We start from the raw sequence: 12,441 nt of genomic DNA on the forward strand, positions 1-12,441 counted from the left end.
TTAATTTTTACTTTGAGCAACTTTAACTTTTGCTGTTCTTAATATTCTGTCGTTGTAGCAATAACCTTTTTGGTATACTTCTACTATTTCTGGATTTTTAAGTCCTTCTTTCTCTTCAATGCTTATTGCTTCATGGCGACTTGGATCAAAGTTTTCCCCATTTTCTCCAAATTTTTTTAAATTATATTTTTTATCAAAGATTGATAGTATTTCGTTTTCAATCATACTGATTCCTGTTAATAGGGTGTCAAAATCTTTAGATTTGCTTGAAGAGTGAATAGCTCTTTCTAAGTTATCAAGAAAATTAACGACATCTTTCATTATGGTTTCATTTGCAAATTTAACAAAATTGTCTTTTTCTTTTTCCAATCTTTTTCTGAAGTTTTCAAATTCTGCTTGTTTCCTTAAATACAAATCTTTAAGATTGGAGAGTTCGGTTTCAAGCTCGGTAATTTTTTTATCAGAATTTACCAAATTTGAGTTTTCTTTTTCTTGAGTTTTAGCATTTTTGTTGTCTTGTTTGCTGGTTTTTTCAGTTTCGTTTTTAGATTCTTTTTTTTCCATTTTTCCTCCTTTGATAAAGCATTTTATCTTTAAAGAAAATATTTTACAAATTTTTTTTCTTTTTAAAATTTATTAAAATTGATTCATTTTGATCATTTGTAAGGTATATATTCTTCTTAAATTTTCAATAATAGTGTTGTATTGATACATATTGTTGTTTTTCAGAATGGTTATGTGTATTTTTTTGTCAAAATAAAAAAAATCATTTTTTTTATTTATCAGAATATTTTTGCTCTCATTTTTGATTTTTGATTTTTGTTTTCTTTTAATGTGTTTATGGATATTTATAATTTTAAGACTTTATTTAAAATATGCATGATCATTGGTTTTGTAGGACTTTAAAATTTTTTGTTGTAATTTTATTTGTTATTGCGTATTATTTACCTATGAAAATAGGCATTGCTCAAACAAAACATAGAGTTTTTGATTTTGATAAATGTATTGCTGATTTTAAAATGAATTATGATGAGGCTTTGCTAAGAGAATCAGATGTTTTAGTTTTTCCTTCTATGTTTTTAAGTAAGACTAAGTATCGTGAGATGTTTGAACGTTCTAAATATTCTCAAAATATATGTAAGTTTATTGAATTTATAAAAGAACAAGTTGATGACAGCGTTTTGGTTGTTTTTGGTTATAGCGCTTATAAGCACGGCAAATTTGTAGATATTGTTTCTGTTGTTAATAATCATAAAGTTGTTATAACTGTATCAGAATTTAATTCACCCAAGTTTTTTAGTTATAAGAACAATGTATTTGCTATATTAAATTTTGAGGATTCTTTATTGTTTGAGGAATCAAGTTTTAAATTTGATGAAGATTTAAAAAATACCCAGTACTTAATAATACCATCCAAATCTTATTTTACCAAGGAAAAGAATAATCTTAGATTGAAATTCTTTGAAAGAGTTGCTGTTGAAAATAATCTAGATGTTGTTTATTCGAATTTTTATGGAGCTGAAGATTCTGCAGTTTATGATGGGTTTAGTTTTTTTATTAATAGTTTTGGAAAGATAAAACAAGCTAAAGGATTTGAATTTGATTTTATATCTAATGATACATTTCAAGATTTGAAATTTGATACATGTAGTCAAGTTTTTGAAAAAATTATTTTAGCAATTTCTTTTGTTTTAAGAGAATATCTTTGTTTTTCGGGATTTTCCAAAGTTCATTTGGGGTTATCTGGAGGCATTGATTCTGCTCTTGTTGCTTGTCTTGCATGTTTTGCTTTGGGGGCTGAGAATGTTGTTGGAATTTCTATGCCTAGTAAATTTTCATCAGTAGATTCTATTTCAGATGCTAAAGAGCTTTCTAGAAAATTAGGTTTTAAATTGATTGAAATGCCAATAACAGACTTGTTTGAAATAAGCAGTAGATTTTTTGAAGGGCATTTTGATGTTAAAGGAGTTACCGAGGAGAATTTACAAGCAAGGTTAAGAGGAGTTTTATTAATGTCTTATAGTAATTCTCAAAACTCTTTACTTTTAAATACCGGTAATAAAAGCGAGATTGCAGTTGGTTATTGCACCCTTTATGGGGATACTTGTGGAGGAATTTCATTGATTGGAGATCTTTTAAAGACAGAAGTTTATGATATTGCTAAGTATATTAATGAAAAGTTTAACCAATACATTATTCCTGTTAATATTATTTTAAAAGAGCCTTCGGCTGAGTTAAGGTTTAATCAAAAAGATAGTGATCATCTTCCAAAATATGAAGTTCTTGATGCTATCTTAAAGAGATATTTGCTTGATAGTGAACCTGTAGATTCAATTTATTTGTATTTTGGGAAAAATATGGTCGATAAAGTTTTAAATCTTTATTTTAGAAGTGAATATAAAAGAAGACAGGGAGCTTCCATAGTTAAAATTTCTAAAAAAACCTTTGGGTTTGAACTTTCAATTCCTATTTTAAATAGTATGGTTTGAAATTATGGGTAGGGTTTAGTTTTTCTAAAAGGCGGTCTTTAAAAAGATATATCTATTATTTGTATTGAAAATGATATGGACTTTGAATTCAAGAACTGGAGAAAGGAAATTCGTCTCAGAAGCTTTTTCTTAAGCTATTTCTTAATTCTAATTAGATCTTAAAATTTGAATCAAAGGGTAGTGTTTTTGGAATTTATGAAATGCATTTATATTAGAGAAAAGATCTTATGCTTGATAAATTTTATCATTTTTTTCTATTTAGTAGCTGAGTCTGTGAGATTGAAAATAAAAAAATGTAATTATGGATATTGATGATTTTTACATTACTTTTTTAGTAAAAGTCCTTATAACTTAGATTATTTTGTTTTAGAGGGGATTTTTCAATTTTAGAATTTATTAATTTATTAATAATAAAAGAATAGAGATAAAAATGGATTGGGATTTTGAAAAAATTATATTTTTATTAAACGAGTCAACTAGGCTTGCATTAAGTGGTTGTGATAAATTAAGTTTAGATTTTAAATCTGATGGGTCTATTGTAACTCATATTGATAAGCAGATTGAGCAATTTTTATCCAAAGAAATCAAAAGGCCCGGTAATTTTATTATTGGAGAAGAGACAATATCTACTCATGGAGAAGAGTATATCAAAGATGCGTTGATGTCAAAGAATACTTTTATTATTGATCCAATTGACGGAACTTCTCCTTTTGTAGCGGGCCTTCCTTCATATGGAATATCACTAGCGTATGCTAGTGGTGGCAAGATCATTGAGGGAGCTATCTCTCTTCCGTTAAGTGGTGAGTTTTTTATTACTTCTAAAGATAGTGTATTTTATGCTAAAAAAAACATTGGTAGCTATCCCTTAAAAAAAGATTTTCATAGGTTTATCTTTGCTAATTCTGAATGTTATAATGCCCACAGTTTGCTTGCAGTTTCAAAATCTGTTATAAAGTCGTTCGATCTTAATATTTCTTCTCATATTCACATTAATGGTTCTTGTGTTTATTCTTTTGCTAAACTTTTTACAGGCTCTTATAAGGCCTATTTTTCGTTTGTAGGACTTTGGGATATTGCTGCGTGTTTAGCTATTGGGGATAAGTTGGGGATGGTCGGTGAATTTTATTGTGGTAGTAAAATTACATTGGATATCTTAGATTCAATGTACATTTTAGATTCTAATAATTATAAAAGATGGTCTTTGAAAGACTTTTTTATTTATTCTGATAATAAATCAACAATCGACATTGTGAGAAAGTTAGCAAATAAAAAATTTAATAAATAATATATTTGAAAAGAATTTGAAACTTGTTATTTTTGTTTTGCAATTTTATTGTTATTAAATTCAATGTCAAGTGTTTTAATTAGCTTGTTTAAGGTCCAGCTTGAAAATTTTATGTAAAGCATTTTAATTGGATTTTTTGTATATTTTTTTAACACTTTTAACGACTCTATGTTCATTAAAGCTATTATTTCTTTTAATGTTTTTGGTAAGTTGTTGAAAATCTTAGAACCAACCTTATGTCCTTCTAAAATGAAATTTTGAAGAATTATTTGATCTTTTTTTTGCAGTCGTCTCATATATAACTTTAAAATACGCTCTTGCGATTTCATAATTTCTGAATTAATTTGCTCTTGTTTTTTAGAAATTTTTTTATTATTTTCAATAATAGGTTTTTTAGGCAAAGATTTGTAAGGATTTGTTCCTGGAATGTAATTTTTAGGAATTTTCATCTATTTTGCTCCTATTTAACTAGCCAACTTATACATTTTATTATTTTTTTTGTTTTTATGCAATCAATATTGATATTTTGATTTTTTATTATTAAAATCATCATATGAAGGGGTTTTTAAGGGTAGGAGCTTTTAATTTATTGCTTGGTGCTTTAATATTATTTATTGTTATTTTTTTGCAATTTAGGAATTTAAACTTAAATGTTTTTTTTTTAAAAGATTTGAAATTAGAAGTAAATAATAAGGTTGAAAATAGTGAGTATATTTTAAATGATGTTGTTGTTAATGTTAGGGGACTTAAGATATTTTTGTCTAAGCTTAACCCACTTGTTGTTTTAGAAACAGAGCTTAATCTTTTTCCCATCTCTTATAAAGTTCAAGACACGGGTATTTATGTTTATTTTCAGAATAATATTTTTCTAGGGTTTTTATTTGATTCTGAAAATAATTTTAGTATTGAATCAAATCTTTCTAAGGGCTTTTTGTTAAGCTATGAGCTTGAAGATCATTATGAAGTTTTATTAGACAAGACTATTTCAATAAGACAAAGGGATTTGGAATATAAAGTTTTTTTAGGAGAAAATGTAAAGATGAGAGAAAAAGATATCTTAATTTCTCCTCAAGGAACATTTAAAATTGGAAATGCTATTAAATATATTATCGATTCACCAAAGAAAAATATTTCAAATTCTATTACAGAGAGCAGTCAAACTAATATATTAGACTATTCTATTATGTATTCAAGGATTGAAGAGGTAGATAATAAAATTTTTAATGCTACTTTAAATGGTTTTAGACAAAATGCCTATGATTCTTGGAACAATCCTGTTAATTTTAATGTTTCAAAGGGAGGTTGGCTTAAATACGGTGTTTATAGCTTTGATGAGAATTTAATGGTTTGTCTTTTAGCAGAGTCTTTAATTAGAGGGGATCATGAATCAATATTTTTAAAATTAGATTCTCTGTTGGTTAAAAATGAGCATAAACTTACTCATTTAAGTCTAAATTATTATGCTAATTCAGATCAAATAGATAAATTTTTTTCTTATTTATCAAGAAATAAAACTTTTATTGACTCTCTTGAGCAAGATAGACTTTTAGTTTATTTTAAAGAAGATCCTCGTCTTTTGGAAAAAATTTTTTTATCAGAAAACGCTTCTAAGTTGGATAGTGCTTTAAACCTTCTAAAAGATTCAAAAAAAATGTTAAGCTCTAATCTTGATTTTAGCCAAACTTATAACATTCTCTCTAATTATCTTACATTTCTTAAGATTAGTAATGAGGATTTTGTTTATTTAAATTTCAAAAAGGAACTTTATAGATTTGTATTCACTTTATTTGGTGTTACAGATAAAGGAAAGGTGTATATTTTAAATAATAGTAGTAATTCATCCGATGTTGTTGAATATGCACTAAAGATTTCTGGAATTCTTAAAAGAATAGCATTTTATTTGAAAGATGATTTAATATTAAGGCTTTCATTTAATGTTATTTATTATTCTTTAGTGAGTGATTATGTCAAGGGAATTCCTTATGAGAGCTATTATTTTGATATTATTGATAATGAATACATGCCTCGATTTATTTTTATTTCTAGCCATGGATCTACCAGGTGGATATATGTTGCTTCTAGGATTTTAAATCGTGAAATTACTGATACCAAAGTTCTAATTAACTTTGATCAAGAGGTTAATTATTCAAGCTATTTATTTTTTGGAAATATTTTAAATCCAACTTTAGTTAGATTTAGAGAAATCGATTGGTTTACAGATTATAAGTTTTACATATATTCTGATGGTTGGAGGTATTATCCTTTGAATAAAGTATTGGTTATTAAAGCAACGCCAAAGAAAAATAAGGCTTTAAATCTTTTATTAAGATTTGACAAAATTTCAAGAAAAATAAATATTTATGAATAAGCATTTATTAGCAGAATTGGTAATTGATATTGGTAATACTAGTATTGCTTTTGCCTTATTTAAAGATAATAAAATTAATTTATTTATTAAAATGAAAACAAACCTTATGTTAAGGTATAATGATATTTATGGTTTTTTTGAAGAAAATTTTGATTTTAACATAAATAAAGTTTTTATAAGCAGTGTTGTTCCTGTTCTTAACAATGTATTTGAAAATGTAATTTTTTCTTTTTTTAAGATAAAGCCTTTGTTTATTAGCTTTGATTTAAATTATGATTTAACATTTAATCCTTACAAAAGTGATAAATTTTTATTAGGCTCAGATGTTTTTGCTAATCTTGTTTCTTCTATTGAAAATTATTCATTTGAAAATGTTTTGGTAGTGGATCTTGGGACAGCTTGTACTATTTTTGCTGTTAGCAGGCAGGATGGAATACTTGGAGGCCTTATTAATTCTGGTCCGTTGATAAATTTTAATTCTTTATTAGATAATGCTTATCTTTTAAGGGAATTTTCTATTAGCACTCCAAGTAATCTTTTAGAGAAAACTACATCTGGTAGTGTAAACAGTGGTTTGTTTTATCAATACAAATATTTGATAGAGGGTGTTTGTCGCGATATTAGTAAGATATATGCAAAAGAATTTAATTTAATAATTACTGGAGGTAATGCAAACCTGATTTTGCCATTAATTGAGGTTGAGTTTATTTTTAATATTTATTTAACCGTAGAGGGTATTAGAATTTTGGGAAATTCTATTAGCTCTAAGGTTGTTAATTGAAATATTTATTTTTATAAAGTTTTAAATTTTTTTGTTAAATAAATTCGGGAAATTTTTTGTGTGTTGATTAAAATTATCTAAAATTATTGTAATTTCTTTGTATGCTTCCTCGTTAATTTCTGCTTTAAATGAATTCAAGTTTGATTCTATATAATTTTCTTTGCTAAAACCCACTATAAATCCGGTTAATTTTGTTTTTTTAAGCCATGAATATGTTAATTCTAAAATTGTTAAATTATTTTTTTTTGCTATTTTTTCAAGTTTATTTATAGTTTCTAAAGTATAAGGCCAAATTTCTTTTTTAAAAAGTATCAATTTTTCTATTCTAGTATCATTAAATTTGTTTTTATTTTGTATATTAACTTTAGATAAAAGCCCTTGAGCAATTGTTGAATATGATATGGTGACAATATTATTTTTTTCGCAGTAAGGAATTACATCTTTTTCTTTATTTCTAAATAGGGGATTATATCCTATTTGGTTTATGTCAATTTTGCAAACTTTTTTTATGCTTTGCATGTGTGGGATTTCAAAATTACTTACACCCACATATTTTATTTTTTCTTTCATTCTCATTTCTTCAAGAAATGATGCGATTGGTCTTAAATCGAAATCGTTTTTAGGCCAGTGTATATAGTAAATGTCTATATAATCGGTTTTTAAATTTTCAAGACTTTCATTGAAGTTCTTTTTATAGTCTGAAATTTCCATTGGGTAGCATTTACTTGCAAGTAAAATATTTTCTCTTATTTTTGGATCCTTTGATATTATCTCACCAATTATTTTTTCTGAAATCCCATTTCCGTAAGCTCTAGCAGTATCAATATTTCTAATTCCGTTATCATATGCTTTTTTTAAAATTTTTTTAGCGGTTTCTTTTTCAACCTGTTTAAAATATCCTCCTCCAAATTGCCAAGACCCTAATATTAGCTTGCTGTAATTATTTATTTTTTCTTTGAGGTTGTTCATAGATTTTCCTTTTTTTGTGGTCATTTGATATTTTTGTCTTAATAATTAAGTATTTCTTATTTTAAAGTCTTTGTAAATAAAATTTTATAATTTGTTAATATTTTTTAGTAATTTGGTTTTATTAAAATTTCTATTTATTCCAAATCTAGTTAAAGAAAAGTCGTATTTTACAGGATCTTCTTTGTTTTCTTTTGAAAAATAGCTTGTAATTTTTATCGCTTTTTTGAGATTTACGTTTTTTATTTCTTTAATTTTAAATAGTTTTGAGGCAATATTTGTCATATGAGTATCCATTGGTACTATAAGCTTATTAGGATTAAATGTATTCCAAATGCCTAAATCAACGTCATCTCTGCGAATCATCCATCTTAAGAATAAAAAAAGTCTTTTGCAAGAACTTCCCTTTGAAGGTTTTGGGAGTAGCATTCCAAATTCTTTTCCATTTATTTTTTCCATATGCCTTATTAATTCATCTATACTGAGTATAAAATTTTGGTTTTTAGAATAAATACTGTAAAGAAGATTTTCAAGTGTATGATGTTGTTCTTTTATTATTTTTAGAGTGTAAAGTAGTCTTACAATGTCTTCTTCTTTAAAAAATCTATAAACAAACCCTTTATATATTTCTTTTAAGTCTTTTTCGTTTAGTAGCTGAAGCTTCTCGGACGGAGACTTGCCAAGTGGTTTAAGTATCCTCTCTATTGCTTCTAAAATTTTTTCTACCCTTCCAAGTGATAATGAAGAACTAATCAAGCCCACAAGTTCAATGTCTTCTTTATTTTTATACCTATATAAAAATTCTAAAGGATCGGGGTGTATAAATTTTTTTTTATTGTATTTTGAATATATCTTTTCTAGAAACTCATATAGTGAGCTTTTAGCTTTTATTTGCATTATTATATTCTAATAGTTCTAATAATATTTTTTTAAGCTTTTTGTCGTATAACTTATCTTTTGCCCATTTTCCAGTTAAATCATATATTGTTGGAGCAGACCCTCTTTTAACAAGGTAAAATCTAGGATCAACCATATTTGAGTTGATATTTTTTTTTGATGCATAAGCTTTTAAATGTTGGATATGAGCTTTAATTCCTTCTGTGATATTGGAAAAAGAATTTCCTTTTGTAAGATTATTGGTAGCGCCTATTCCTGAAAAATTGTGTTGTTCTTTTGAGACTATGCCATTAAATTTTAGTGCTCCTGTTTCTAGTAACATTTGGGCATAGGCAATGTCATAATTAATCCCTTCAATCAAAGATTCGTCTATATAGGTTTTAGCAATGGTACTTACGTAGTTTTTGTCAAGTTCTGGATTTATTTCTAGAGTATATTTTACAAGGTCTTCCAATTGAGTTTTTCCTTTGCTTATTAAAAAGGGAATATATTTTTCTTTTTGTATTTCAGTACTTATTTCTATTATCTCTTCATTACTATGAGCTTTATTTGCTAGAAAGATGTTGACCATTGCAAATAGCAAGAATTTTTTTATCATTATTATTTTTCCTCTTCAATAAATTTATTAATTTCGGTAACTATAGAATTAAATTTTGATAACATCGAGTTTTTATTTTTTAAAAAATTAAAACTTTTTAAATAGTTCCTGCTAAAAATAAAATCAGAAATTTCTGCAATATTGTTTATGTTTATTAGCTTTATGGAGTTTATATTAGTGGTTTTTATATGGAGTTCCTTTTCATTTTCTTTGAGAATTAGTTGTAAATTTTTTAAATTTCTTATTGTTTGCGGTTTTCCTCCTATATTGATATATTTTGCTATATTTGCGTTTCTTGCAAGGATAGAATTGGCAATATTTGCTTGATTTCCCAATGTAATTAACGTTAGTTTATTAAGATTCATTTTTGAATTTAAAAATTTTAAATTTTGGCTTGATTTTGCTAGCTCAATAATGTTTTGAATATCATTTTCAGTAGATGCGATATCAGCTTTTTCATTAAGGATATTGATAGGTTCAATTAAATAGCTAATGCTTTTGTTGATTACATAGCTAAATATACTTTTATGGCTATTTTTAACAAAATCGTATCTTTTCATAGATTTATATTTTGGTGAATATAAATAAACAATCTTTCCTTTCTTAACAAGGCTACTGATTAGGGATTTAAACATTGAATCGTGAGAATAATAGGGAAGTATGAGTAAAATAGAATCAAATAGTTTTTGGTTATTGCTAATAAAGGCTTGTTTATACATGTTGTTGTTTTTAGGTAAATAATTCATTTCGTTTATGAAAAAAGGATTAAATTTATACAAAAGAAATGGATTTTGTTTTTTTAGACCCAATGTTGAGCTTACGGGGTACCAAATCGATAAGTTTAAATCGTTTTTGTAATCTTTAATTCTTGTGAATCCGATTTGATAGTTGTTGTTTTTATCTTCAGGATAATTAACAAAAAGTGCTAAGTATGAAAAAATAGTTGCAATAATAACTGTTAAAATAGCAGGAATTACAAGTGTTGTTTTTATCAAAATTGAAAGAAATATTCCTTTTGCCTGTTTTGTAGATTTGCTATTATTACTTCGTCTTCTTCTATTTACTATTGTTTGTATGTTTTTGAGGAAAGTGATTACCATAAAGATTAAGAATATAATGCCAATATATAACATGATTGGCCTGATTTCTGTAAAGTATAAAATTATTACAAAAAATGTACCTGGTAATATTATGAAGTAGTCTTCATAAGTAAATTCTTTTTTAAAATTAAATAAATTTACTATTAAAAATATACTAAAGCTAGTTAAGAAAATGAGTTCATAAATTTGCGTATCCATAAAAATAATTTTTCCTTAAGTAATTATAAGCATAAAAGCGTTTTTTCCAAAATAGTTTATAAAATTGCTTATTAAATAATGTTTTTAAAATTGAATTTTAGATTTAAGCGTTTTTTTGATTAATGGAGACTGTTTTTGTTTAATTTGGAATACTGTGTTAAAATAAATTATGTTTACAGACGAAAGGTAGTAGCATATGGTTGGAACCTTTTTAGGAACAGGTGCTTCAAGTGGTGTTCCTATGTTGAATTGTAGCTGTAGAGTCTGTACTTCAAGTTTTAGCAAAAATAAAAGATTGAGAAGTTCTTTTTTTCTTAGTTTGTCTTCGGGTATCAAATTATTGATTGATACAGGCCCTGATATTAGGCAACAACTTTTAAGAGAGAATATAGATAAGCTTGATTTAGTTCTTTACACACATGAGCATTACGATCATATTATGGGTTTTGATGATATTAAATTTTATACAAGAGATGCTCCTTTAAACATTTATGCTAGAGATACTACAATGGTTCATATAATGAACGCTTTTGCGCATAATTTTTCATCCAAACCCTCTGTAAGTGGAAAAGCAGATATTATTCCTAATGTGGTCCGAGATTTTGAGCCCATTTTTTTTAAAGGTCTAAAAATAGTTCCAATTCCTTTGATTCATGGAGAGATAGTTAGTTTAGGTTATAGGATAGGCAATCTAGCGTATCTGACTGATGTTAAATTTATTCCAAAAGCTTCTTATGAATATTTAAAAAATTTAGATCTATTAATAATAGATTCTATGAGGATTAAGCCCCATCCCGCTCATCTTAATTTTTCAGAGGCTGTTTGTGAGGTAAAAAAAATTAATCCTAAAATTTCTTACTTTACGCATATTGCACACGATATAATGCATGAGGAATTTGATTATTTAGGAAAAGACAATATCTATCTAGCTTATGACGGATTAAAGATTTATATTTGATTTAAATTTAGAGAGGATTTATGAAAATAATTTCATGGAATGTAAATGGAATTAGAGCTGTTTTAAAGAAAGGTTTTCTTGATTTTGTAAAAGAATATATTCCAGATATTTTATGTATTCAAGAAATTAAAGCTTTAAGAGAGCAGTTGCCAAAGGATCTAATTCTTGAAAATTATTATTCTTATTTTTCAAAGTCAAAAATTAAGGGTTACAGCGGTGTTTGCATTTACTCCAAGGTTAAGCCTATTGCTGTAAATTTACTTGGGGAAGAGGTTTTTGATAATGAAGGTAGAGGTCTTATAGCATACTATGATAATTTTGTATTGATTAACGGCTATTTTCCCAATTCTCAAGCTTTAAGAAGAAGACTTGCTTATAAGCTTGATTTTTTATCTTATGTTGAGAATCTTATAGGTTCTCTTGTAAACAGTGGTAAAAATGTAGTGATTTGTGGTGATTTTAATATTGCTCATACTGAGATTGATCTTATTAATCCCAGTTCTAATAGGGATTCTCCCGGGTATTACATTGAAGAAACCACTTGGCTAGATAGTTTTTTGAATAAAGGATATGTGGACACATTTAGAATATTTAATAAGGAACCTGGTTATTATACTTGGTGGAGCTATAGAACAAAAGCTAGGGAAAGAAATATGGGTTGGAGAATTGATTATTTTGTTGTTAATGAACTTTTTAAGAGGAATGTTGAAAAATCTTTAATTTTAGACAAAGTAATGGGCAGCGATCATTGTCCTGTTTTTTTAGAGTTGTCTGATTTAGTTAAATAAAGGGAGGAAACTA

General features: G+C 26.4%; 12 protein-coding genes. 6 read left to right on the forward strand and 6 right to left on the reverse strand.

From position 1 onward, the window contains the following. Complete coding sequence (locus tag OY14_02575) at positions 1-564, reverse strand: molecular chaperone GrpE (protein AJA90326.1); 564 nt, start codon at positions 562-564, stop codon at positions 1-3. A 386-nt stretch (positions 565-950) separates the two neighbouring features. Here OY14_02575 and OY14_02580 point away from each other — a divergent pair, with 386 nt between their 5' ends. Together OY14_02580 and OY14_02585 are read left to right on the forward strand one after the other, a co-directional pair. Beyond that, a complete protein-coding gene (locus OY14_02580) occupies positions 951-2,489 on the forward strand; it encodes an NAD+ synthetase (protein AJA90644.1) in 1,539 nt (512 codons plus the stop codon). Positions 2,490-2,919: 430 nt separating this feature from the next. Continuing rightward, complete coding sequence (locus OY14_02585; protein ID AJA90327.1) at positions 2,920-3,774, forward strand: inositol monophosphatase; 855 nt, start codon at positions 2,920-2,922, stop codon at positions 3,772-3,774. Between the two features lie 26 nt (positions 3,775-3,800). Here the strand turns inward: OY14_02585 and OY14_02590 are convergent, their stop codons facing one another. Continuing rightward, entirely contained in the window at positions 3,801-4,223 is a 423-nt protein-coding gene (locus tag OY14_02590) for a hypothetical protein (GenBank protein ID AJA90328.1), read from the reverse strand. Between the two features lie 104 nt (positions 4,224-4,327). Between OY14_02590 and OY14_02595 the strand changes: the two genes are divergently transcribed. Further along, entirely contained in the window at positions 4,328-6,142 is a 1,815-nt protein-coding gene (locus OY14_02595; GenBank protein ID AJA90329.1) for a hypothetical protein, read from the forward strand. Next, positions 6,135-6,923, forward strand: coding sequence for a pantothenate kinase (locus OY14_02600; protein ID AJA90330.1), 789 nt, complete (start codon positions 6,135-6,137; stop codon positions 6,921-6,923). The genes OY14_02595 and OY14_02600 overlap by 8 nt, the downstream gene beginning before the upstream one ends. A 21-nt stretch (positions 6,924-6,944) precedes the next feature. On the opposite strand, the gene OY14_02605 is transcribed toward OY14_02600, so the two are convergent. From OY14_02605 to OY14_02620, 4 genes are all read right to left on the reverse strand, one after another. Then, positions 6,945-7,892 carry an aldo/keto reductase gene (locus OY14_02605; GenBank protein AJA90331.1) on the reverse strand — a complete coding sequence of 316 codons (948 nt, stop codon included), beginning with the start codon at positions 7,890-7,892 and terminating at the stop codon, positions 6,945-6,947. Positions 7,893-7,976: 84 nt separating this feature from the next. Further along, on the reverse strand, positions 7,977-8,786 hold the full coding sequence (locus tag OY14_02610; protein ID AJA90332.1) for a hypothetical protein: 810 nt from the start codon (positions 8,784-8,786) through the stop codon (positions 7,977-7,979). Beyond that, positions 8,770-9,384, reverse strand: coding sequence for a glucosaminidase (locus OY14_02615; GenBank protein AJA90333.1), 615 nt, complete (start codon positions 9,382-9,384; stop codon positions 8,770-8,772). Before OY14_02615 ends, OY14_02610 begins: the two co-directional genes overlap by 17 nt. 2 nt (positions 9,385-9,386) lie before the next feature. Further along, positions 9,387-10,682, reverse strand: coding sequence for a hypothetical protein (locus OY14_02620; protein ID AJA90334.1), 1,296 nt, complete (start codon positions 10,680-10,682; stop codon positions 9,387-9,389). 196 nt (positions 10,683-10,878) lie between these two features. Between OY14_02620 and OY14_02625 the strand changes: the two genes are divergently transcribed. Continuing rightward, a complete protein-coding gene (locus OY14_02625; GenBank protein ID AJA90335.1) occupies positions 10,879-11,640 on the forward strand; it encodes a PhnP protein in 762 nt (253 codons plus the stop codon). A 20-nt stretch (positions 11,641-11,660) separates the two neighbouring features. Then, positions 11,661-12,428, forward strand: coding sequence for an exodeoxyribonuclease III (locus OY14_02630; GenBank protein AJA90336.1), 768 nt, complete (start codon positions 11,661-11,663; stop codon positions 12,426-12,428). The last annotated feature ends 13 nt before the right edge of the window (positions 12,429-12,441 follow it).

It is taken from the genome of Borreliella chilensis (assembly GCA_000808095.1).
Classification (GTDB): domain Bacteria; phylum Spirochaetota; class Spirochaetia; order Borreliales; family Borreliaceae; genus Borreliella; species Borreliella chilensis.